This window comes from Bacteroidales bacterium (assembly GCA_017521245.1).
Taxonomy (GTDB): Bacteria; Bacteroidota; Bacteroidia; order Bacteroidales; family G3-4614; genus Caccoplasma_A.
In genome coordinates this window covers 123,976-147,301 of the sequence record JAFXDI010000001.1, presented here as the reverse complement: position 1 = coordinate 147,301, position 23,326 = coordinate 123,976, and the positions used below count along the sequence as shown (strand labels likewise).

The following is a 23,326-nucleotide window of genomic DNA, read 5'->3' as shown; positions in this document are numbered from 1 at the left end:
ATTGTGTTTTATTAATAAAAAATTGTAACTTCGCCATATAATATTTTTGTTTTGTCGCTAATTTTCATTCATCATGGAAGAGGTTAATAAAAAAGAGATTATTCTTGTTCAAATTACAGGTGATGATCGTCCAGGTGTTACAAGTGCTTTAACAAACATTTTGGCTAAGTACAATGCTATTGTTTTGGATATTGGTCAGGCTGATATTCATCACTCTTTGTCTTTGGGTATTTTGTTTGTTACTGATAGTATTAATTCTGGGTTTATTATCAAAGAACTTCTTTTTAAAGCTACTGAAATTGGTATAAATATTAGATTCTCGCCCGTTAGCGAAGAGGAGTATAATAGCTGGGTTGGCAGACAAGGTAAGAGCAGATATATTATTACTATATTGGGCAGACGTGTTACTGCTCAACAAATTGGCGAGGTAACAAAAATAGTTGCCGAGAATGAACTTAATATTGATGCTATACGAAGACTTACCGGTCGTATGCCTTTGGAAGAGGTTGAGACTGAAGTAGGTGTTTCATGTATTGAACTTTCGGTCAGAGGTACTCCTAGGGATAAAAACAAGATGCAAGCATCGTTTATTGAACTCTCTTCAAAATTGAGTATAGATATCTCGTTCCAAGAGGATAATATCTTTAGACGTACTCGTAGATTGATTTGCTTTGATATGGACTCTACTCTTATTGAGACGGAGGTTATTGATGAACTTGCCGACCGTGCTGGTGTTGGTAAAGAGGTAAGAGAGATTACCGAATCGGCAATGAGGGGTGAGATTGATTTCCATGAAAGTTTTACTCGAAGAGTTGCTCTTCTGAAAGGTCTGGATGTTAGCGTTATGAAAGATATTGCTGAAAACCTACCAATGACAGAAGGCATTGAGCGTTTAATGAAAACTCTTAAAACTGTTGGTTTCAAAATTGCGATTCTCTCGGGAGGCTTTACTTATTTTGGAGAGTATCTTAAACGTAAATTTGGCATTGACTATGTTTATGCTAATGAACTTGAAGTGATTGATGGCAAACTTACCGGCCGTTATGTTGGAGATATTGTTGATGGCAAACGTAAAGCAGAACTTTTGCGTTTACTTGCTCAAATAGAGAATGTGAATATTGCTCAAACTATTGCCGTTGGTGATGGTGCTAACGATATCCCTATGCTAAACACTGCTGGTCTGGGTATAGCATTCCACGCAAAACCAAAAGTTAAGGCTAATACTAAGCAATCTATTTCGACTATTGGATTGGATGGTATTCTTTATTTCTTAGGATTTAAAGATTCTTACTATAACTCTCCTCTTAATGACTAAACTTTTCAATTTAGAGCAATATGAGATTTATTCATAAACTTTTGCTTTTTATTATACTTATAATTACTACAACCCACACTTTTGCTCAAAGTGTGGGTTTGGTTATGAGTGGTGGCGGTGCAAAAGGTATTGCTCATATTGGTGTTATTAAGGCTCTTGAAGAGAATGAAATTCCTATCGATTACGTAGCAGGAACTTCGATGGGAGCTATCGTTGGAGCTCTTTATGCTATGGGATATACCCCTGAGGAGATGATGGAGGTTGTTAAATCTTCTCAGTTTGAGAGTTGGAGTACCGGGATTATTAACAAAGAGCAACAATACTACTTTAGAAAAAACGATCCTTCTCCTCGCTTTGTTTCTTTAAATATGGGACTTGCCGAAGGTAGTAAAAAGGTGACTACAACTTTTTTGCCTTCGAGTTTGATTAATCCTGTTCCTATGAACTACGGATTTCTTCAACTCTTTTCAATATACACTGCTCAATCGAATGGCAATTTTGATAATCTTTTTGTTCCGTTTAGATGCGTTGCCTCAGATGTATATAACAAAAAAGCGGTTACTTTTAGAGGTGGCGATTTAGGGGATGCTGTTAGAGCGTCAATGACTTTCCCCTTTGTTTTCAAGCCTATTGAGAAGGATAGTATCTTACTATACGATGGTGGGATATATAATAACTTCCCTATTGATGTTATGAGAGAGGATTTTGCTCCCGATTTTATTATTGGCAGCAAAGTTGCAAGTAATCCAACAAATCCCAAAGATGGCAACCTTATGGCTCAAATTGATGCCATGGTTATGCAAAAAACCGACTACAATGTTGATGAAGATGAGGGAGTGCTGATTTCTTTTAAACTGGATACGATAGTTGGATTATTGGACTTTCCTGAAGCAGATATGATTTTTGCATTGGGTTATCAAAAAGGTCTGGATATGGCTGATTCTATTAAGAGTAGGATTGACAGGCGTGTTCCTCTTGCTGCTAAAACCATGCAACGTGCTGAGTGGAAGAGCAAAACTCCTGAGCTTGTTTTTGATAAGATTATTGTTAACGGTGGTAATAATACTCAACAATCATTTATACGTAAACAGTTTGAGGTTGAAAAAGATTCTGCCGGTATTCTCAACATAAAAGGTATGGAGAATGCTTATTATAAACTTATGTCGGATAATAAGATTTCGGATATGCTTCCTCATGCCGTTTACAACGATTCAACAGGGGTATTCTCGTTAGTTCTTAACGCAAACCTCAAAGATAATTTTGAGTTTGGATTGGGTGGATACGTTTCTTCGGGTAGCACAAATATGATGTACTTAGATGCCAAATATAAAACTCTAAGTCTCTACTCGTTAGATGTTGACCTTAACGGATATATTGGTAGGGCATATAACTCAGGAATGGCCTCGGTTAAGTTTGAATTACCAAGCAAAGTTCCTGTATATTTAAAATTAATGGGAGTATTCTCAAGAAAAAAGTATTACGAGAGTGAACGTCTGTTTGTCCAGAAAGAGGCTCCTACATTTATTTTAAACCAAGAGGCCTTTGCTAAAGTGAGAATTGGTTTACCATTCTTGACTAGTAGTAAAGCAGAAATTTCGTTGGGTTATGGTTACTTAACTGACAAATACTACCCTACAAATGTTGTTGATTATGCTAATACTCCAAACGACAAGAGTAATTATAGTCTCTTTATGGGTTCTGTTAAATTTGAACATAACACTCTTAATAATTTAATGTATCCTTGGGTTGGCAATAGGGTTACTATTGTTGGTGAGTTTATATCGGGTAAAGAAAAATATATACCGGGTAATGCGAGTAGTGCTACATACCATAAACAACACTCATGGTTGGTTATGCACGCTAATGCAAGTAAATATTTTAACCCTAACAAACATTTTGGTATAGGTGTTTTAGGGGATTTTTTATTCTCTACAAAGAACTTTAATAATACGTATACTTCTACAATTATTCAAGCCCCCGCCTTTACTCCAACGCCTCATAGTAAAACGGTATTTAACGAGGCATTTAGAGCAAATCAATATATTGCCACAGGTGTTATTCCTATTTGGCATATTGTTAAGAATCTACAACTTAGAGGTGACTTTTATTGTTTTATGCCATTCTTTAAGATTGAACAATCAGCAACTAACCCGGATAAAACTGTTTATGGTAAATTTATGCGAAATCCTGAGTTCTTAGGAGAGATTACTCTTGCTTACAATTTGCCTTTTGCTTCAATTAGTTTGTTTGGCAACTACTACTCATACCCAAGTAAAAACTGGAACTTTGGCATCAACTTTGGTATTCTTATGTATAACCCTAAATTTATTGAGTAGATTATTCAATTATATATATCATATATTCATTTGCAATAAATTGTGTTTAACAAAAAAAATAGGAGCATCTACTTGATACTCCTATTTTACTTATGTTGCGTTTAGATTATTTCATAGCAACAGGCATTAATGCTTTTACTGCATCTTTGTATGCCAATACTCCGCTTTCGCTCAACTCAACTGTTGTTGCATTTCCAAATTGGTCGTAAACGTTTACGTTGTTGTCATCAACAAATGTTAAGAATTTGTGGCTCTCTCCGTTTACTACTGCACTCCAGCTGTCGTCTGTGTTATCATATACCAACTCAACAGTTTCGTTTGTGTTCTCATCTGTGATAGTATATCCTTTTTCGTGGTTGTTGATTACATATTTGCTATTCTCTCCCTCTACAAATTTGCTTCCGTAAACAGGGTTAGTTCCTTTCCAGAACTCAATTGAGTTAATAACCAATACGTCTGCTAATGCTGTAATCTCATATACAGGAATAATCATAAAGCAGAAGAATACTACTTCGTTTACCCATTTGCTACCAATGCTCTTATTCCAATCAAGAGTTTTGTGAGTTAGACCAAATGATCCGATACAAGATGAGAAAGTCAAACTGCAGCATAATACTAATGCCAACGCAATGTTTAGTTTGTTTCTTTTCATAATAAATAAAAATTTATAAGTGAATACTATGGAGCAATGCTCCTGTTAATAATAAAGTTTATTGGTTTAATATTGTTCCAAAACTAAATAATTAAATTTATATAAACAATATTTTTTTTACTTTTTTTAAATAAAAAAATGTTTCAAAAGATGATTAGATTTTTAATCTATTAATCTTCAGGCATATTTTGTTTATAAAACTGATAGAGTTCCATCACTTTTATTACGTAGGCAATGGTCTCTCTTCCCTTAAAATATCCGCACCTACATACTGAATCGTTATAATATTCGGGAAAATTCTTTAATAGCAACGCTTCATCAACATTTCCAAACCACTCTTGCGGATTCTTTCCATACTTCTCGGCAAGTGCTATTGCATCAAATATGTGACCTAAGCCTGAGTTGTATGATGCCAATATAAATTTTATTCGTTCTTCTTTGTCTTCAACTCTTTTTCTTAAACTTTTGTTCAATGATGCTATATATCGTGTTGCTGCCGCAATATTTTCTCTATTATTTGTCATACTCCATCCCTCATCACTAAAATATCTTGCTGTTACCGGCATCAACTGCATCATTCCTTTTGCTCCTGCCCACGAGACAAGTGATGAATCAAATTGAGACTCGTTATATGCCATTGATGCTAATATTCGCCAATCCCAGCCTAGAGAGTCTGCATATTGTTTAAATAAGTGGTCGTAGGGTGAGATTACTCCATTTTTTAGTGATATTGCCATCTCATTGGGAGAGATATGCTCACTTCCCCACTTACTCATCTTGAAATATTTTTGAAGAGTTGTGATATATTTTTGAGTTTTATTGTTTTGCTCCACCCAAAGGTTTACGCTATCTGCTAATTGACTACTTGTTTTATTTACCAGCCATGAACTCCTTTGAGAAAAGCCTACTGTTAATCCTATATTTAGATTTTGATAGTAACTCTTGTTCAGTGCTGCTGTTACATTGTCGGTTATGGTATAATCTATCTCTCCATTTGCAACTGCATCTATAAATCCTTCGGTGGTTGATGTATCTTGTGTGTTGTAGAGAATGGTTATTCCTCCTCCTAACTCTTCATTAAGGTTTTTTGCCCGAATTTCATATCGAGTTCCTCTCTCTACATACACTGTTTTAGATATCAAATCATTTACTTTTTTTATTACTGTGGAGTCGGAGCGTTGTACCAATACTTGTGTTGTTACCATCTCTGGGCCACAATAGGTGAAGGCTCTTCGTTTTTTTAGATTCTGTGGCATATCATATACTACAATATCGCCTTTCCCTTCTTTTAATAATGTGATTATCTCTTCGTAGGATTGTGCTACAATGATTTGGAGTTGTAGATTATGTTTGTCGGCAAACTGTTTTATAAGTTCATATTCACACCCCATCTCCTCTCCTCGATATATAAAGTATGAGGTGGAGTTTTGCATTGTTATTGCTCGTAGCACCCCTTCAGTTTTTATCTCATTCCAATCGCGATATACAACCTTTTTATCACGATTAGCACATGAGGTGATATATATAAGCAGTAACGATATTAATGCTATTTTAAAAATTGATCTATATCTATTTGAAATCATATTACAAGAAACAAGTTGTTTGTTATATGCTCACTTATTCGTATCTTTGCAAAGTAAAACTATTGAAATACTTCAATATCCTTACTTTTTAGATGAAAAATTGATAATACTATTACAAAGATACAAAAATAATTATTAGAAATGGTAAAACATATAGTTCTGTTTAAGGTTAAAGATTTTGAAAACCCCGAAGATAAGCGTAAAGTTTTAGAACAATTTAGAGATGCCCTTATGGCTTTGCCAGAAAAAATCTCTTGTCTTGTTTCTATTGAGGCTCAAATAAACGAAAATCCTGCTGAAAGTTTTGATTTGGCACTTACTACCGTTTTTAATAACTACGAGGATTTGGCTACTTACGCTACTCATCCCGACCACGTTGCCGCAGCTTCAATATTTAAGGCTGTTGCAGCAGGTAGAGCATGTGTTGACTATACTTTTTAATATTTAAAGACTGAATGGAAAAAATTATTATATATCAGGTACTACCTCGTTTGTTTGGTAATACCACAGAAAATTGTGTTCCCAACGGAACACTGAAGGAGAATGGAGTTGGTAAATTTTCGGATTTCACTCCCGAACGATTGAAAGAGATTAAAAGTTTAGGTACTACTCATATATGGTACACAGGTGTTATTGAACACGCTACCGCTACCGACTATTCGGAATATGGTATTAAACTAGATAACAAATTTATTGTTAAAGGATTGGCTGGTTCACCCTACGCTATAAAGGATTATTATGATATTGATCCTGATTTGGCTGATGATGTTCCTTTGAGAATGAAAGAGTTTGAGGCTTTGATTAATAGAACTCATGAGGCAGGAATGAAAGTTATTATGGACTTTGTTCCTAACCACGTTGCTCGTCAATATGCTTCAGATGCTGCACCAGAAGGCACTGTTGATTTGGGCGGCAATGACAACAATAATTGGGCTTTTTCAACTCAAAACAATTTCTACTATTTACCAGGGCAAAACTTTAGTCCGATTTTTGCCATTGGAGAGGGTGAAAATCATTATAACGAGTTTCCTGCAAAGGTTACAGGTAACGATTGTTTTACTGCTTCTCCTTCAATAAACGACTGGTACGAGACTATTAAATTGAACTATGGTGTTGATTACGCTACTGGATGGTGTCATTTTAATCCTATACCCGACACTTGGTATAAAATGAGGGATATTCTCCTATTTTGGGCTTCAAAGGGCATTGATGCCTTTCGTTGCGATATGGCAGAGATGGTTCCTGTTGAGTTTTGGGAATGGTGTATTGCTCAAGTTCAAGAGAGATACTCTAATATTATTTTCATTGCTGAAGTGTATAATCCTAACCAATACTATAACTATGTTAAGCGTGGCGGTTTTACTTATCTGTATGATAAGGTAGGACTTTATGACACTCTTAAGGATATTGTTAGAGGCCGTCACACTGGTGCTATTACTAAATGGTGGCAATCTATTGGCGATGTTAAAGAGAATATGCTACACTTTACAGAAAACCATGATGAGCAACGCTCTGCTTCGCAATTTTTTGCAGGTGATCCTCATAGAGCATTCCCACTGTTTGCATTGTCGGCATTAATTGACAACAACCCTGTTATGCTATATTTTGGTCAAGAACTTGGTGAAAAGGCTACAGAGGCTGAAGGCTTTAGCGGTGCTGATGGAAGAACTACTATTTTTGATTATTGGAGTGTTCCCTCTGTAAGGGGCTGGATTAAAAAAGGGTTACGTGGTTTAACCGCAGAACAGAAAGATATTAGAAATAAATATAAAAAACTACTTAACATTGCAGCAAAAGAGAAAGCCATAAGCAATGGTCTGTTCTTTGACTTGATGTATGTTAATGGTAATAATGATGCTATCTCAACAGGTAGAAGTTATCTGTTTGCTCGTTTCTATAAAAAAGATTTGTATATTGTGGCTGTTAACTTCCGCTCTCAAGAGGCTGAATTGAACATTAATATTCCTTCGCATCTTTTTGATTATTTCAAAATCACTGAAGGAGAATATAATTGTAAAGAGTTGATTTCGGGAGAGAAAGAGATTAGAAATATATCTCAAGAAACTCCTTTTGCTACTAAATTATTGGCATACGAAACAGCAATATGGAAATGCTCCCAAAAAAAATAGTTCTTTTATAATATTTTCATAGAATAAATTACTATTTTTGTAAAACTTTTAAGAGAGACTATAATTTAAAAATAAATATAAAACTGACTACAATGAGCAACGAAAGACCGGTAAAGGTATTTGCAGGAACAAACACACGCTATTTGGCAGAGAAAATTTGTGAGAATTTAGGATGTCCTCTCGGCAACATGATTATTCAACACTTTGCAGACGGAGAGTTTGCTGTTTCGTTTGAAGAATCAATTCGTGGTTGTGAGGTATATTTAGTACAATCAACATTCCCCAACTCGGACAACTTGATGGAACTTTTGCTTATGATTGATGCGGCTAAACGTGCATCAGCAGCATCAGTTATTGCTGTTGTTCCATATTTTGGATGGGCACGTCAAGATCGTAAAGATCGTCCCCGTGTATCAATTGCTTCAAAACTTATTGCAGACTTACTTAGTGTTGCCGGTATTGACAGATTGATTACTATGGATCTTCACGCTGACCAAATACAAGGTTTCTTTAATGTACCTGTTGACCACCTATATGCTTCTTCGGTTTTTGTTGATTACATAGCATCTCTAAAACTTGAGGATATGGTTATTGCTTCGCCTGATGTTGGTGGTTCAAAACGTGCAAGTACTTACGCTAAATATTTTGGTGTACCTCTTGTTCTTTGCCACAAACAAAGAGCAAAAGCAAATGTTGTGGAGAGTATGATGGTTATTGGTGATGTTGAAGGTAAAAACGTTATTCTTGTTGATGATATGGTTGATACAGCGGGAACAATTACAAAAGCTGCCGACCTAATGATTGAGAAAGGTGCTAAATCGGTTCGTGCAATAGCAAGTCACGCCGTAATGTCTGACCCTGCAAGTGAACGAGTAACAAACTCAAAAATGACAGAGTTAATATTCTCAGACAGCATACCTTTTACTAAAGATTGTCCTAAAGCTCATATCATTAGTATTGCCGAAATGTTTGCAGAGACAATTCGTCGTGCTCACAATAATGAGTCTATTAGTTCACAATACATAATGTAATATTATACTACATTATTATTTACCGAAAGAGACTATCCAACAATTTGTTGAGATAGTCTTTTTTTTATTATGATAGAGTTCATTTGGTTTTTAGGGCAGAATTAGAGGTTATTCCGCTAAAAATGATTATCTTTGCACCCGAAAAATAACAGAGAAATATTAAACACTTTAAGAATGAAAAAATCGATTAAGCAAATTATCTTTACTTCGGTATTGCCTTTAATGGTTTTTACCAGTTGTATTAAAGATGAGTTACCTAATGCAGAGGCCGATATTGTTGATGTATTATTGGGAAAAGATGTTATAATAAGTAAAAAAGTTGAGAATGAACGTATAACCATATTTATCTCTCCTGGTGCATATGGTGATAGAAAAAATATAACTGACATTTCGTTTGTTCTATCTGAGGGTGCAAAAATTATTAGAGGTAATGACAATTTTGACTACTCTACTTCTCATGAAATTGAGGTTATATCAGAGGATGGTAATTGGAAAAAGACTCACGAAGTGAGAATCCTCGATATGACATTCCCTACTGAATACTATTTTGAGAATTGGTCGGAGAACCGCTCAACTACTGGTGTATATGATGACTGTTTTGAGAAGTTAATGGATGAAGACGGTAATGTTTCGGATCTTTACATCTGGGCTTCGGGCAATATGGGATACAGAATTACTGGTAATGGTAAAAAACCTTCTGACTATCCTACCTACAAAACGCTATCTCAAGATGATGCTCACAATGGGGCATACGCTACAATATTGGAGACTCGTTATGTTGGTGCAATTGGTCAAGGCTCTCCTCTTGCAGCTGGAAACCTTTTTATTGGAGAGTTCTCAGGTAAAGGTATCAACATTATGAAAGAGCAGATGAAAGCGACTCGCTTTGGTATGCCTTTCAATAAAAAACCTAAATCTCTAAAAGTTTGGTTTAAGTACAAAAGCGGTGGTGAAATTAATATTTATGATGCCAATGGAGATATTACTGGCATACGTACAAAAGACAACGACAATAGCGGAAATAATCAAAACATTGACAACAAAGACTATGCTGCTATATATGCCGTAATGTTTGACAACGTTAAAGCGAAAGAACTATATAAAGGTAAAAATTACTTAGATGGTAAGACTATTCTTTCGAGTGAGGCTGAGGTTGGTAGAGCAATTCTTTCTGACAATGATAAATATGGAACTCCTACTAACGAAGAGGGTTATCCTAACGAATATGTATTTAAAGAGTTACCATTTACCTTCTCAAAAGAGATAGATCCTGCTCGTTTGGCTAAATACGAGTATAGTATTACTATCGTATTCTCATCAAGTTACTATGGAGCAGAGTTCCAAGGTGCCCCCGGTAGTAAACTTTGGGTTGATGATGTTGAGTTAATTTGCGAATAATCATATTTTAAATAGATAAAGAATGAAAAAGATATATATAATATTGGTTCTTATATTGGCTTGCTTGACTATTGAGGATATAAACGCCGCTAAAGTAAGAGTTAGAGAAAAACGTATTGAAAAGGCTGCTCCTGCCGACAGATTTGTTTTTGCAGCAAAGGCTGGTTTTAATCTTGGAGGTACTGCTCCTATGGGACTCCCCGCTGAGATTAGAACAATTAATTCATTTAAGCCTACATTCTCTTTTACAATATCAGGTACTGCCCAATATAATTTCAACAACAAATGGGGTTTGCAATCGGGTATTAAATTTGATATAAAAGGTATGCAAACTGATACCTCGGTGAAGAATTATCAACTGGTAGTATCAATGGATGGTTCTACTATTGAAGGTGTTTTCACTGGTGATGTTACAACAAAAGTTCGTAATAACTACATAACTATCCCTCTATTGGCAGTTTACGATATATCTCCACGTTGGGACCTTAAATTTGGTGGATATGCTTCATTTATGGTTAATGGAGAGTTCTCGGGTACTGCAACTAACGGATATATGCGTGATGGTTCTCCAATAGGACCTCGTGTTGATGGCGTTGATGCAGTTTATGACTTTACGGATGATATGCGTAAGGTTGATGCCGGTGTGCAAGTTGGAGTGGACTTTATCCCTTATAAACACCTTTTAATATCAGGAGATTTGACTTGGGGTTGTATTCCTCTTTTCAAAAGCGACTTTACCGCAATGAGTTTTAATATGTTCAATGTCTATTTCAACATAGGCTTTGGTTATGTATTTTAATTAACTAATATTAAAAGAAGAGTATGCCTTTAACTATTCCCGTAAATCTTCCTGCAGTAGATTTATTAAAGCAAGAGAATATATTTGTGATGGACTCTCAAAGGGCGTCATCACAGGATATTCGTCCGCTTAAACTTGTGATTTTAAATCTAATGCCTCTCAAAATTACAACTGAGACTGATTTGATAAGATTACTCTCAAACTCCCCTTTACAGATTGAGATTGATTTTATGAAGATTTCGGGACATGTTTCAAAGAATACCCCCATAGAACATATGGAGGCTTTCTACAAAGAGTTTTCTCTTATAAAAAAGGACAACTACGATGGTATGATTGTTACAGGAGCTCCTGTTGAACAACTTGAATTTACTGATGTTTCGTACTGGAACGAACTTACAGAAATTTTTGATTGGGCAAGAACTCATGTTACATCTACTTTGTTTATATGTTGGGCAGCACAAGCTGCTTTGAACTACTACTATAAAGTTCCTAAATATCCTCTTTCGGAAAAGATGTTTGGCGTTTTCTGCCATTCGGTATATAATCGTAAGAATCCTATATTCAGAGGGTTTGATGATGAGTTTTATGCTCCTCACAGTAGACACTCTGAAATTAGAAGAGAAGACATTGATAAGATTAAAGAGATAGAGATTCTTTCAGAGAGTGATGAAGCCGGTATATATATGCTTATGGCAAGAAATGGTCGTGAGATTTTTATTACCGGTCACTCTGAATACTCTCCCAATACTCTTAAAGATGAGTATTTCCGAGACAAAAATAAAGGATTGGAAATTCAAATTCCTCAAAACTATTTCCCTAATAACGACACCTCAAAAGATCCTCAGGTTAAGTGGCGAGCACATGCCAATTTACTATTTTCAAATTGGTTAAACTACTTTGTATATCAAGAGACTCCATACGATATAAAATCAATTAAATAAGAGTATTATGCCTCGTCGTATTGAGTTACTATCCCCTGCACGAGATACTAATATTGCACGAGAAGCAATTCTCCATGGTGCTGATGCTGTGTATATAGGTGCTCCAAAGTTCAGTGCCAGAGTTGCGGCAGGAAACAGCATAAATGAAATTGCCTCGCTGGTTGAGTTTGCTCACTTATATGGGGCTAAAGTTTATGTTGCTCTTAATACAATCATAAAGGACGAGGAGATTAAAGAGGTTGAAGAGATAATCACCTCTCTATACGAAATAGGTGTTGATGCTCTTATTGTACAGGATATGGGTATCACGAAGATGAACATACCTCCTATTCAACTTCATGCAAGTACACAATGCCACAATACATCCATTGAGCAAGTTAAGTTTTTAGAGGAATCGGGATTCTCGCAAATTGTATTAGCAAGAGAACTCAACATCTCTCAAATTGGAGAGATTTGCAACAACTCAAATGTTCCAATAGAGGTTTTTATTCATGGGGCGTTATGCGTTAGTTATAGTGGAAGATGCTACTTGAGTCAGGCTTTAGCAAACAGAAGTGCCAACAGAGGTGAGTGTGCTCAGTTTTGTAGATTAGCATATAATCTTGAAGATGCTGATGGTAATATACTTGCTAAGGATAAGCATCTTTTGTCGCTAAAAGATATGAACAGAAGCAACTCTATTGAGGCTCTGCTGGATGCAGGTGTTACCTCATTAAAGATTGAAGGAAGGCTTAAGGATGTTGAGTATGTAAAAAATATAACTTCTTACTATCGAGGAATTTTGGATGAGATTTTCTCTAGACGCAAGGAGTATGTTGCCGCCTCTTCGGGAAGTGTAAAAGTTAATTTTACACCAAACCCATATAAGAGTTTTAATAGGGGATTTACACCCTACTACGTTGGAGATAAGAGTTTCTGTAATATTGCCTCTATCAACACTCCTAAATCTATTGGAGAGGAGATTGGTATGGTTAAATTGGTTAACTCTAATTTTATCGAAGTTTCTTCAAATGTAGAGCTACACAATGGTGACGGACTTTGCTTTACCTCTAAAGATGGAAAATTCTCAGGTTTTGGCGTTAACAGGGTGGAAGGAAATAGATTGTATCCTTCTTCAATGCCAGAGATTAAGTGTGGTGATATAATATTCCGCAATAGTGATATTAAGTTCTCAAAACTCCTCGCCTCGCCTACTGCCGAGCGTAGAATTGCTATAAAAATGAGTTTGAGTTACTCTCAACCTTTTTTAATGTTGCAAATTTGTGATGAGGATAATAATTCTGTTACAATTAAAGAGGAGATTAAAGTTTTAGAAGTTGCTAAAACTGCTCAAGAGGTAAACCAACAAACACAACTCTCTAAACTGGGGAATACTCCTTTTGTGGCAATAGAGATTGCGATAGAGAAGACTAAAGATTTATTTATTCCTTCTTCAATCTTGGCAAAGATGAGGCGTGATGCCGTTGAACGTCTTATTGGAAGTCGTATGAAAAACTATACACGACCTGAACGAAAAAGAGATTCACTCCCTTGTTATCATCAGGAGGAATTAAGTTTTGAGCTAAACATTGCAAATAGTAAAGCAGAAGAGTTTTACCTTGAACGTGGAGTAAAAAAAATATCTCGTGCATACGAATTAAATCCTGTTGAGGATGCTCCATTGATGACTACTCTACACTGCATTCGCCGCACTTGTGGCAAATGTTTAAAAACCTGCAACGGAAAAGAGTGGAAAGATCCTCTATTCCTTGTTTCGGGTAAAACAAAATTACAACTCCACTTCAACTGCAAGGAGTGTAAAATGGTTATAAAAAAAATATAACTTTTCTCTCAAAAAATTGATAGATTATATTGTTTAAAACTTTCTTTCAAAATATGAGGGAAAGTAGAGATTATTTTCTAAATTTGTAGTTTGAAAATTCTTTTTACTATGATAGAGACTAAAAAAATTAAAACAGCATTAGTATCCGTATTTTACAAAGACGGATTAGACGAGATTATTAAAAAGCTAGACGCTGAAGGTGTTAAATTTATCTCAACTGGTGGTACTCAAAAATTTATTGAGTCATTAGGTATTGAATGTACTCCAGTAGAGCAATTAACTACATATCCATCTATTTTTGGTGGTCGCGTTAAAACCTTGCACCCTGCTATTTTTGGTGGTATTCTTTGCCGCCGCAACCTTGAACAAGATATGCAACAAGCTCAACAATATGGTATTGAAGAGATTGATCTTGTTATTGTGGATTTGTATCCTTTTGAAGAGACTGTGGCATCGGGAGCAAGCGATGCTGATATTATTGAGAAAATTGATATTGGTGGAATTTCTCTAATCAGAGGTGCAGCAAAAAACTATAACGATGTTGTAATTGTTGCATCAAAAGGACAATATGCTCCCTTAATGGAGATGCTTAACAAAAACGGTGCAGCCTCAACATTAGAGGAGCGTCGCTGGTTTGCCAAAGAGGCATTTGCGGTTTCTTCTTCGTACGATTCTGCTATCTTCAACTACTTTGATGGTGGTGAGCAATCGGCTTTCAGAGCTGCTGCTGACAATGCTAAATCGTTGCGTTATGGCGAAAACCCTCACCAAAAAGGAGCGTTCTTTGGTAACTTCAACGAAATGTTTGAACAAATTCATGGTAAAGAGATTTCTTACAATAACTTGTTGGATATTGATGCTGCCGTAAGTTTGATTTCAGAATTTGATGAGACCACCTTCGCAATTCTTAAACACAACAACGCTTGCGGATTGGCTTCTCGCCCCACTCTTCTTGAGGCTTGGAAGTGTGCTCTTGCAGGAGATCCTGTTTCGGCATTCGGTGGTGTATTAATAGCAAATGCTGAGGTTGATGCTGCTACTGCTGAAGAGGTTAATAAACTTTTCTTTGAAATTATTATTGCTCCTTCGTACACCGCAGAGGCTTTAGATATTTTAAAACAAAAGAAAAACCGTATCATCCTTATTCAAAAGAGAGGTATTGATGCAAAAGTTCAATATCGTTCACTATTGAATGGTGTGCTTATGCAAGAGCGTGACTTAAAAGTTGAGTTACCTGAAGAGTTGAAACAAGTTACAAACAAAGCCGTTTCTCCTGAAGAGGTTGAAGACTTACTATTTGCTAATAAAATTGTAAAACATAGCAAATCTAACGCTATTGTTTTGGCAAAAGGAAAACAACTTTATGCAAGCGGTGTTGGACAAACTTCTCGCGTTGATTCATTACGTCACGCTATTGAGAAAGCAAAATCATTTGGATTTAACCTTAACGGTTCTGTTATGGCTTCGGATGCTTTCTTTCCCTTTGCTGACTGTGTAGAGATTGCTCACAACGAGGGTATTGATACCGTAATTCAACCCGGTGGTTCAGTTAGAGACAACGAAACTATTGAATATTGCAACAATAACGACATTGCAATGGTATTTACTGGCGTTCGCCACTTTAAACACTAAAAAATGGGACTATTTTCATTTACACAAGAGTTGGCTATTGACTTGGGTACAGCCAACACAATTATTATAAAAAACGGCAAAGTGATTGTTGATGAGCCTTCGGTGGTTGCTTTGGATAAAAGAACAGACAAACTTATTGCCGTTGGTGAGGTTGCGCGCAAAATGCACGGAAAGACCCACCCCAACATTACCACTATACGTCCATTACGCGATGGTGTGATTGCCGACTTCTATGCAGCTGAGCAAATGATTCGCGGAATGATTAAGAAGGTTGATACACACAAACACTGGTTTGCTCCTTCATTAAGAATGGTAGTATGTATCCCTTCGGGAAGTACTGAGGTTGAGATTCGTGCAGTACGTGACTCTGCCGAACACGCCGGAGGTAGAGATGTATATATGATATACGAACCTATGGCTGCGGCTATTGGTATTGGTTTGGATGTTGAGGCTCCACAAGGAAATATGATTGTTGATATAGGTGGTGGTACTACCGAGATTGCTGTTATTTCATTAGGAGGTATTGTGTCAAACAAATCAATACGTATTGCAGGCGATGACCTAACTTCTGATATTCAAGACTATATGAGCCGTCAACACAATGTTCGTGTTGGTGAGAGAACTGCCGAAGAGATTAAAATAAACGTTGGCTCGGTTTTAACTGAGTTGGATAACCCACCAGAAGACTTCATTGTTCATGGTCCAAACAGAATGACCGCTCTTCCTATGGAGGTTCCTGTAAACTATCAAGAGATTGCTCACTGCCTTGAAAAATCAATTTCAAAAATTGAGGCCGCTGTTTTGAGCGCATTGGAACAAACTCCTCCTGAGTTGTATGCCGACATTGTAAGAAACGGAGTTTATCTTGCAGGTGGTGGTGCATTACTAAGAGGTTTGGACAAACGTCTAACCGACAAGATTGGTATTCCATTCCACATTGCAGAGGATCCATTACACTCGGTTGCAAAAGGTACTGGTATTGCCTTGAAGAACATTGACCGTTTCAACTTCTTAATGCGATAATCGGCTCTAATATTGCGATATGCGCAGGTTGATTGATTTTATAATAGCACATAGCAGTATATTCGTATTTGTAATTTATGTTACAATATCGATTATACTGTTGTTGCGTTTTAACCCATACCAAGAGAGTGTCTATTTTAATTCGGCAAATGCTGTTGCCGGTAGATACTACTCAATAATAGATAATATTACCGGATATATTGGGTTAAGAGAAATCAATACCGAACTACAACAAAGCAATAGTGAACTACAATTACAACTATCGCTACTAAAAGAGGAGATTGAACAAATAAACGAAGAGAGCAATATTGAGGAATACTCAAAAGGGCTTATTCAAAAGAACAAACTTATTGGGATTGCCCGTCCTGTGAATGTTACAACTACTAATGCACACAACTACATAACTATAAACAGAGGTTTAGTTGACGGCATTAAAGAGGGAATGGGTGTGATAAACCGCTCGGGTGTTGTTGGTATCATAAGCACAGTATCTGATAATTACTCTTTGGTAATTTCAATTCTCAATCCCAAATTAAGATTGAGTTGCAAACTTAAAAATAGCGGCTATTTTGGCTCTTTAATATGGGATGGCAAATCGGCAGAATATGCTATCCTTGAAGAGTTACCTCGACACGTTGAGTTTGAGAGAGGCGACACTATTATAACAAGTGGATACTCTTCTGTGTTTCCCGAAGGTTTGATGATTGGAACAGTTGAGGAGTCATCACGTCAGAAGAACGACAACTTTAATGCTATAAAAGTTAAACTATCTACTGACTACTTTAAACTAGGAGATGTTTGCATTATTGACAACATAGAGAGAGAAGAACAAGAGTTATTAAAAGCAAAATGAAAAGGGTTACAGTAGGATATTATTTTATACTTGCAGTTGTATTGATTATTTTGCAAGTAACCTTACTTAGCAACATTGCATTATGGGGTGTTGCTACACCATTTTTATTTTTATATCTAATAATGAAACTTCCTGTTTCTACCTCTCCCAATATTGTTATGACCGTTGCTTTTGCTATGGGACTTACAATAGATATGTTTTTCTCAACACCCGGGGTATATACATTATCGTCAGTTGTCACAGCTTTTATGCGAAGACCTTTCATTACTTTGGTTTTACAACATGAGGATGACTATGGAACAATGTACCCTTCAATAAGGACATTGGGTACTGCTCCATTTACAGTGTATGCCCTTATTACAGCATTTACATTCTCTGCCTTAGTATTTATAGTTCAATCGTTTTCACTATACTCCCCTCTCCATCTTATACTTAAGATAGTAACCAGCACTCTGTTTACTTACATAATGATTATGTGTGCAGAGTATATTCTTAAAGAGAAAAGATGAGAAAGGACTACAATCTTGAAAAGAGGAAATATATTATTGGCGGATTTATTGTTGTTATTGCCATTATATATATTGTTCGACTATTTATGCTACAAATAGTTGATACCGATTATAGGCGTTTTGCCGAGGGCAATGCTTTTCTGAAAAAGGTTCAATATCCGTCAAGAGGTATGATTTATGACAGAGAGGGACGTTTGATGGTTTATAATCAATCGGCTTACGATGTGATGATGATTCCACGCGAAGTTAAGGAGTTTGATACTTTGGCTTTTTGTAATGCAATAGATATTACAAAAGAGGAGTTTGAACAAAAGGTAAAGAGAATGAAGGATAGACGCTACAATCCAAGTTATTCATCATATACTCCGCAACTTTTAATATCTCAAATGTCGGCTGAGGAGTACGGAAGACTTCAAGAGGTTTTGTATAAGTTCACCGGTATATATGTTCAGAACAGGGTTATCAGAGAATATAAATATGACATTGCCGGTTCTCTTTTAGGCAATATCAGAGAGGTTTCCTCATCGGATATTGAGAATGACTCATACTACAAATCAGGAGACTATACTGGCGACTTGGGTATTGAGAAATCGTATGAGAAATATCTTCGTGGAGAGAAGGGTATTGAAATTCTTCTTCGCGACTCAAAGGGTAGAATTAAGGGAGAGTATGAGAATGGTAAATATAACGAAGCACCTGTATCGGGCAAAAACTTAACACTCTCTATTGATGCCGAACTTCAGGCATACGGAGAGTATTTGATGCAAAATAAAATTGGTGCAATAGTTGCCATTGAGCCATCTACCGGAGAGATATTGGCTATGGTATCTGCTCCTACATACAAACCCTCATCACTGGTTGGTAGAGAAAGAGGTAAAAACTATGCAAAACTTGTAAAAGACAAATATAAACCTTTGTACGACAGGACTATCATGGGAACATATCCTCCCGGCTCTACTTTTAAACCAACTCAATCGTTAATATTCTTACAAGAGGGCATCATAAAACCATCTACATCATACCCTTGTCATGGAGGATTTATCTCAGGAAGGCTTAAAGTGGGATGTCACCCTCACAGTGCCCCTATTGCTATGAAACCTGCATTAGCAACATCGTGCAACGCATATTTCTGCTACGGATTTAAGGCAATGCTCGACAACAGAACAAAATATGAACGTACAGATGAGGCATTTACTCTATGGAAAGACTATATGGTTTCAATGGGATATGGTTATAAATTAGGTGTTGACCTACCCGGAGAGAAACGTGGTTTTATACCCAATAGCGAATATTACGACAAGTATTACAGAAAAGGACGCTGGAAGGCACTAACTATAATTTCAGTATCTATTGGTCAGGGCGAGGTGTTAGCAACTCCTTTACAGATTGCCAACCTATCTGCGACTATCGCCAACCGTGGTTACTATTATACCCCTCACGTTGTAAAGCAGATACAAGACTCTGAAATTGACTCTATATACACTAAACGCCACACCACAATGGTTGAAAGTAAATACTATGAAGATATTGTTGAGGGTATGCGTATGGCTGTAACTGACGGAACATGCCGCATAGGAGAGATTGAAGGAGTAGATGTTTGTGGTAAGACCGGTACTGCACAAAACCCTCATGGTAGAGACCACTCAGCATTTATGGGATTTGCTCCTAAAAACAATCCTAAAATTGCTATAGCGGTATATGTTGAGAACGCAGGTTTTGGTGCAACATACGCAGTTCCAATAGGCAGTTTAATGATGGAGAAGTTCCTAAACGACACTATTGCAACAGACCGCAAACCATTAGAAGAGAGAATGGCTAACTCAAACACAATTATTTACAGTGGCGTCAAGAAACACTAACATAAACATATTGTCACAAATTGACAAACCTACGTTGGTTCTCTATATAATACTGGTCTTATGGGGCTGGGTTACCATCTATGCCGCAAGTTATAACTTTGATGACACATCAATTTTTAGCATGGATAGCCGTGCCGGTAAGCAACTTTTATGGATGGGACTTACTACAATTTTGGCTTTTGGTATATTATCAATAGATCATCGCAAATTTGAAGCATACGCCTATCCCCTATATGCCTTAACTATATTTATACTGATATTAACCATATTTATTGCTCCAAATGTAAAAGGCTCACACTCGTGGATTGTTCTTGGACCTGTAAGGGTACAACCTGCTGAGTTTTCGAAATTTACAGTAGCATTATGCCTTGCTCGGTTTATAAGTGCATATAACTTTACACTCAAAAATTTATCAAATCTTGTTAAGGCAATATTGCTTATTGTAGTTCCTGCTTTGATAATAATACTTCAGAGAGAGACAGGATCGGCTCTCGTATATTTAGCATTTACGTTAGTTCTTTTCAGAGAGGGAATGTCGGGACTAATTCTTTTGACAGGAGTTGGCTCTATTACATATTTTATATTGGCTCTTAAATATGCCGAAACATTCTGGGGGATAACTTGCGTTGGTGATTTATTGGTACTAATCTTAATATTAGGAGTATTGGTAATGATGACAACATTGAGATATAAGAAGCGTGGAACGTTTAGAAATATGCTTATAATATGCTCCTCTATTGCATTGATCACTGGAATTATAAACATATTTACTCCTGTAAATTGGGAATATGCTTTGTATGCAATGATTTTGGCTACATCAATATACACCTTTATTCTATCTGTTAAGACAAACACAACAAAACTACTTTTACCAATAGGTATTGCTGTGGCATCAATACTTTTTATGCTATCAGTAAATTACATGTTTAATAATGTATTGGAACCTCACCAACAATCAAGAATAAAGGTTTCGTTTGGTATGGAAGATGATCCACGAGGAGTGGGTTATAATGTAAACCAATCTAAAATAGCAATTGGCTCCGGAGGTTTCTTTGGCAAAGGATACTTATCGGGAACACAAACAAAACTTAAATATGTACCTGAGCAGGATACCGACTTTATATTCTGTACCGTAGGCGAGGAGTTTGGTTTTGTTGGTTCAACATTCTTAATTTTATTGTACGTTTCATTAGTATTAAGGATTATTACTTTGGCAGAACGACAACGCGATGCCTTTGCAAGAGTTTATGGTTATTGTGTTGCATCTATATTTATATTTCACATAGTAATTAATCTTGGAATGGTTCTGGGAATATCTCCTGTAATTGGAATACCCCTACCCTTCTTCTCATACGGAGGCTCTTCGTTGTGGTCGTTTACTATTTTACTATTTATTCTGCTACGGATTGATGCCTCTCGTACCGAAAGAGGCTATTAAATGAATATATTATCAACCTTTTTGAAAAACATAGTAGTATCATAGTTCGCTATCAATCAATAATATAGAAAGAACATAAAAAATATTTTAAAAAAAAGTTGAATAAAAGTATTGCCAATTAAAAAAATTGTAGTACTTTTGCATTCGGAAAACGGTTCCATAGCTTAATTGAATAGAGCATCTGACTACGGATCAGAAGGTTGCAGGTTTGAATCCTGCTGGAATCACAAAGATTGTACTTAAGTACAGTTTTTTTTAAGGGAAACCTTAATAGTGGTTAAAGGGAAACTTCTCCACTAAAAATGCGGGAATAGCTCAGTTGATAGAGCATCAGCCTTCCAAGCTGAGGGTCGCGGGTTTGAGCCCCGTTTCCCGCTCTAACATCCAAAACGAGTGAGGGTACAGCGGTAAATATGAAAAACACTCTCACAGGTTTGTAGAGTAATACAGACCGCCAAATTTAGGATGACAATATATATTCGCCCAAGAAGTTGAATTGTCAAGTGTAACGCCATAAAAGAGCAGTTATGACAATTTCAAGCTTCTTTTTTTTATATCTATATTTTAATACTATAAAAGAGATATAAATAACTTATTTTTGATATGTTATTCAATATACAATATAAATAAAGGACAGAATACTCTGTCCTTTATTTATATTGCTTGTTTTAATTTTTCTTATCAAGTATATCTATTTTCCTATACAATAATAATCAAAACCAAGTGACATCAACTCCTCTGAATCATAAATATTCCTGCCATCTATTATTAGAGGATTACTCATTACTCGCTTAACAACTTGCCAGTTTGGTAGGCGAAATTGTTTCCACTCGGTTAGTATTAGCAGAGCATCAGCATCTAAAAGGGTATCGTACATATCTGTTGCGTATTCAACATCTTCTCCTAAACGGCGACGACACTCATCCATAGCAACTGGGTCATACACCTTTACTACCGCTCCAGCTTGTTTTAAGAGTGATATGGTTACAAGAGATGTTGCCTCTCGCATATCATCTGTTTCCGGTTTAAACGATAAACCCCAAAGTGCAATATGCTTTCCTTTTAACTCACCACCAAAATAGGTATTGAGTTTGTTAAATAATATATGTTTTTGCTTCTCGTTTACACTCTCAACAGCCTTTAATACCTCCATTGAGTAACCTTTGCTCTCGGCTGTCTTTATAAGAGCCTTTACATCTTTTGGAAAACAACTACCTCCATATCCACAACCCGGGTATAAGAATTTTGTTCCAATGCGAGAGTCGCTTCCTATTCCTTTACGCACCATATTTACATCCGCTCCTACTAACTCGCATAGGTTGGCAATATCATTCATAAAACTTATTCGTGTTGCTAACATTGAGTTTGCCGCATACTTAATCATTTCAGCACTTGGTATATCGGTAAATATAACACGGAAGTTATTTAACAAGAATGGACGATAGAGTTTTGTCATCAACTCTTTTGCTCTGTCACTCTCTACTCCTACCACTACCCTATCGGGACTCATAAAATCTTTTATGGCTGCTCCCTCTTTTAAGAACTCAGGATTACTTGCAACATCAAAGGGTATCTGCTCTCCTCGCTTTGCCAATTCTTGTTCAATTACGGCTTTTACCTTTTGCGCTGTTCCAACAGGTACCGTTGATTTTGTTACAAGAACTGTGTATTTTTTTATGCTCTCTCCAAATGTTTTTGCAACAGCAAGAACATATTGTAAGTCGGCGCTTCCGTCTTCATCAGGAGGTGTTCCTACGGCACTAAAAACTACCTCAACATCATCAATGCACTCTGCCAGCGAAGTAGTAAACGATAAACGACCTTCGCGTTGGTTACGTATTACCATCTCTGAAAGGCCCGGTTCATAGATAGGCACTTTACCATTTTTAAGTGCCTCTATCTTATTTTTATCAACATCTACGCAGGTTACATTAACACCCATCTCCGAAAAGCAAGTGCCACTTACTAAACCTACATATCCCGTTCCTACTACTGCTATGTTCATT

The 23,326-nt window shown here is 36.4% G+C and carries 18 protein-coding genes and 2 tRNA genes; 17 read left to right on the top strand and 3 right to left on the bottom strand.

Features of this window, described 5'->3' with window-relative positions; genetic code table 11:
- The first annotated feature begins 73 nt into the window (after nucleotides 1-73).
- Entirely contained in the window at nucleotides 74-1,315 is a 1,242-nt protein-coding gene (serB, locus tag IKK64_00645) for a phosphoserine phosphatase SerB (GenBank protein ID MBR4118568.1), read from the top strand.
- 20 nt (nucleotides 1,316-1,335) lie between these two features.
- Nucleotides 1,336-3,651: a patatin-like phospholipase family protein gene (locus tag IKK64_00640; protein MBR4118567.1), complete on the top strand. Its 2,316-nt coding sequence runs from the start codon at nucleotides 1,336-1,338 to the stop codon at nucleotides 3,649-3,651.
- 106 nt (nucleotides 3,652-3,757) lie between these two features.
- On the opposite strand, the gene IKK64_00635 is transcribed toward IKK64_00640, so the two are convergent.
- Both IKK64_00635 and IKK64_00630 read right to left on the bottom strand, forming a co-directional pair.
- Complete coding sequence (locus tag IKK64_00635; GenBank protein ID MBR4118566.1) at nucleotides 3,758-4,303, bottom strand: DUF3332 domain-containing protein; 546 nt, start codon at nucleotides 4,301-4,303, stop codon at nucleotides 3,758-3,760.
- A gap of 170 nt (nucleotides 4,304-4,473) precedes the next feature.
- Entirely contained in the window at nucleotides 4,474-5,886 is a 1,413-nt protein-coding gene (locus IKK64_00630; protein MBR4118565.1) for a transporter substrate-binding domain-containing protein, read from the bottom strand.
- Nucleotides 5,887-6,027: 141 nt separating this feature from the next.
- Here IKK64_00630 and IKK64_00625 point away from each other — a divergent pair, with 141 nt between their 5' ends.
- The 15 genes from IKK64_00625 to IKK64_00555 all read left to right on the top strand — a co-directional run bounded on the left by IKK64_00625 (nucleotide 6,028) and on the right by IKK64_00555 (nucleotide 21,697).
- Nucleotides 6,028-6,327 carry a Dabb family protein gene (locus tag IKK64_00625; protein ID MBR4118564.1) on the top strand — a complete coding sequence of 100 codons (300 nt, stop codon included), beginning with the start codon at nucleotides 6,028-6,030 and terminating at the stop codon, nucleotides 6,325-6,327.
- Between the two features lie 14 nt (nucleotides 6,328-6,341).
- On the top strand, nucleotides 6,342-8,015 hold the full coding sequence (locus IKK64_00620; GenBank protein MBR4118563.1) for an alpha-amylase family protein: 1,674 nt from the start codon (nucleotides 6,342-6,344) through the stop codon (nucleotides 8,013-8,015).
- A 92-nt stretch (nucleotides 8,016-8,107) separates the two neighbouring features.
- Nucleotides 8,108-9,046: a ribose-phosphate pyrophosphokinase gene (locus IKK64_00615; protein MBR4118562.1), complete on the top strand. Its 939-nt coding sequence runs from the start codon at nucleotides 8,108-8,110 to the stop codon at nucleotides 9,044-9,046.
- 174 nt (nucleotides 9,047-9,220) lie between these two features.
- Nucleotides 9,221-10,444 carry a PCMD domain-containing protein gene (locus IKK64_00610; protein ID MBR4118561.1) on the top strand — a complete coding sequence of 408 codons (1,224 nt, stop codon included), beginning with the start codon at nucleotides 9,221-9,223 and terminating at the stop codon, nucleotides 10,442-10,444.
- 22 nt (nucleotides 10,445-10,466) lie between these two features.
- Nucleotides 10,467-11,243, top strand: a complete 777-nt coding sequence (locus IKK64_00605; GenBank protein ID MBR4118560.1) for a PorT family protein — start codon at nucleotides 10,467-10,469, stop codon at nucleotides 11,241-11,243.
- A 23-nt stretch (nucleotides 11,244-11,266) separates the two neighbouring features.
- Entirely contained in the window at nucleotides 11,267-12,184 is a 918-nt protein-coding gene (gene metA, locus IKK64_00600) for a homoserine O-succinyltransferase (protein ID MBR4118559.1), read from the top strand.
- Between the two features lie 7 nt (nucleotides 12,185-12,191).
- Nucleotides 12,192-14,006 carry a U32 family peptidase gene (locus IKK64_00595; protein ID MBR4118558.1) on the top strand — a complete coding sequence of 605 codons (1,815 nt, stop codon included), beginning with the start codon at nucleotides 12,192-12,194 and terminating at the stop codon, nucleotides 14,004-14,006.
- 108 nt (nucleotides 14,007-14,114) lie between these two features.
- A complete protein-coding gene (gene purH, locus IKK64_00590) occupies nucleotides 14,115-15,638 on the top strand; it encodes a bifunctional phosphoribosylaminoimidazolecarboxamide formyltransferase/IMP cyclohydrolase (GenBank protein ID MBR4118557.1) in 1,524 nt (507 codons plus the stop codon).
- 3 nt (nucleotides 15,639-15,641) lie between these two features.
- Nucleotides 15,642-16,661: a rod shape-determining protein gene (locus IKK64_00585; protein ID MBR4118556.1), complete on the top strand. Its 1,020-nt coding sequence runs from the start codon at nucleotides 15,642-15,644 to the stop codon at nucleotides 16,659-16,661.
- 19 nt (nucleotides 16,662-16,680) lie between these two features.
- Nucleotides 16,681-17,514, top strand: coding sequence for a rod shape-determining protein MreC (gene mreC / locus IKK64_00580; GenBank protein MBR4118555.1), 834 nt, complete (start codon nucleotides 16,681-16,683; stop codon nucleotides 17,512-17,514).
- Complete coding sequence (gene mreD / locus IKK64_00575) at nucleotides 17,511-18,023, top strand: rod shape-determining protein MreD (protein MBR4118554.1); 513 nt, start codon at nucleotides 17,511-17,513, stop codon at nucleotides 18,021-18,023. Before mreC ends, mreD begins: the two co-directional genes overlap by 4 nt.
- Entirely contained in the window at nucleotides 18,020-19,882 is a 1,863-nt protein-coding gene (gene mrdA, locus IKK64_00570; GenBank protein ID MBR4118553.1) for a penicillin-binding protein 2, read from the top strand. Before mreD ends, mrdA begins: the two co-directional genes overlap by 4 nt.
- Before the next feature lies 1 nt (nucleotide 19,883).
- Nucleotides 19,884-21,320, top strand: a complete 1,437-nt coding sequence (locus tag IKK64_00565; GenBank protein MBR4118552.1) for a rod shape-determining protein RodA — start codon at nucleotides 19,884-19,886, stop codon at nucleotides 21,318-21,320.
- A gap of 153 nt (nucleotides 21,321-21,473) precedes the next feature.
- A tRNA-Arg gene (locus IKK64_00560) sits at nucleotides 21,474-21,547 on the top strand.
- Between the two features lie 77 nt (nucleotides 21,548-21,624).
- Nucleotides 21,625-21,697: transfer RNA gene (locus IKK64_00555), tRNA-Gly, on the top strand.
- A 314-nt stretch (nucleotides 21,698-22,011) separates the two neighbouring features.
- On the opposite strand, the gene IKK64_00550 is transcribed toward IKK64_00555, so the two are convergent.
- Nucleotides 22,012-23,325 carry a UDP-glucose/GDP-mannose dehydrogenase family protein gene (locus tag IKK64_00550; protein ID MBR4118551.1) on the bottom strand — a complete coding sequence of 438 codons (1,314 nt, stop codon included), beginning with the start codon at nucleotides 23,323-23,325 and terminating at the stop codon, nucleotides 22,012-22,014.
- Between the last annotated feature and the right edge of the window lies 1 nt (nucleotide 23,326).

What these genes read in the sequence shown, in the direction of transcription:
- serB (MBR4118568.1), top strand. Translation starts at nt 74, where the DNA reads ATGGAAGAGGTTAATAAAAAAGAGATTATTCTTGTTCAAATTACAGGT.
- IKK64_00640 (MBR4118567.1), top strand. Translation starts at nt 1,336, where the DNA reads ATGAGATTTATTCATAAACTTTTGCTTTTTATTATACTTATAATTACT.
- IKK64_00635 (MBR4118566.1), bottom strand. Translation starts at nt 4,303, where the DNA reads ATGAAAAGAAACAAACTAAACATTGCGTTGGCATTAGTATTATGCTGC.
- IKK64_00630 (MBR4118565.1), bottom strand. Translation starts at nt 5,886, where the DNA reads ATGATTTCAAATAGATATAGATCAATTTTTAAAATAGCATTAATATCG.
- IKK64_00625 (MBR4118564.1), top strand. Translation starts at nt 6,028, where the DNA reads ATGGTAAAACATATAGTTCTGTTTAAGGTTAAAGATTTTGAAAACCCC.
- IKK64_00620 (MBR4118563.1), top strand. Translation starts at nt 6,342, where the DNA reads ATGGAAAAAATTATTATATATCAGGTACTACCTCGTTTGTTTGGTAAT.
- IKK64_00615 (MBR4118562.1), top strand. Translation starts at nt 8,108, where the DNA reads ATGAGCAACGAAAGACCGGTAAAGGTATTTGCAGGAACAAACACACGC.
- IKK64_00610 (MBR4118561.1), top strand. Translation starts at nt 9,221, where the DNA reads ATGAAAAAATCGATTAAGCAAATTATCTTTACTTCGGTATTGCCTTTA.
- IKK64_00605 (MBR4118560.1), top strand. Translation starts at nt 10,467, where the DNA reads ATGAAAAAGATATATATAATATTGGTTCTTATATTGGCTTGCTTGACT.
- metA (MBR4118559.1), top strand. Translation starts at nt 11,267, where the DNA reads ATGCCTTTAACTATTCCCGTAAATCTTCCTGCAGTAGATTTATTAAAG.
- IKK64_00595 (MBR4118558.1), top strand. Translation starts at nt 12,192, where the DNA reads ATGCCTCGTCGTATTGAGTTACTATCCCCTGCACGAGATACTAATATT.
- purH (MBR4118557.1), top strand. Translation starts at nt 14,115, where the DNA reads ATGATAGAGACTAAAAAAATTAAAACAGCATTAGTATCCGTATTTTAC.
- IKK64_00585 (MBR4118556.1), top strand. Translation starts at nt 15,642, where the DNA reads ATGGGACTATTTTCATTTACACAAGAGTTGGCTATTGACTTGGGTACA.
- mreC (MBR4118555.1), top strand. Translation starts at nt 16,681, where the DNA reads ATGCGCAGGTTGATTGATTTTATAATAGCACATAGCAGTATATTCGTA.
- mreD (MBR4118554.1), top strand. Translation starts at nt 17,511, where the DNA reads ATGAAAAGGGTTACAGTAGGATATTATTTTATACTTGCAGTTGTATTG.
- mrdA (MBR4118553.1), top strand. Translation starts at nt 18,020, where the DNA reads ATGAGAAAGGACTACAATCTTGAAAAGAGGAAATATATTATTGGCGGA.
- IKK64_00550 (MBR4118551.1), bottom strand. Translation starts at nt 23,325, where the DNA reads ATGAACATAGCAGTAGTAGGAACGGGATATGTAGGTTTAGTAAGTGGC.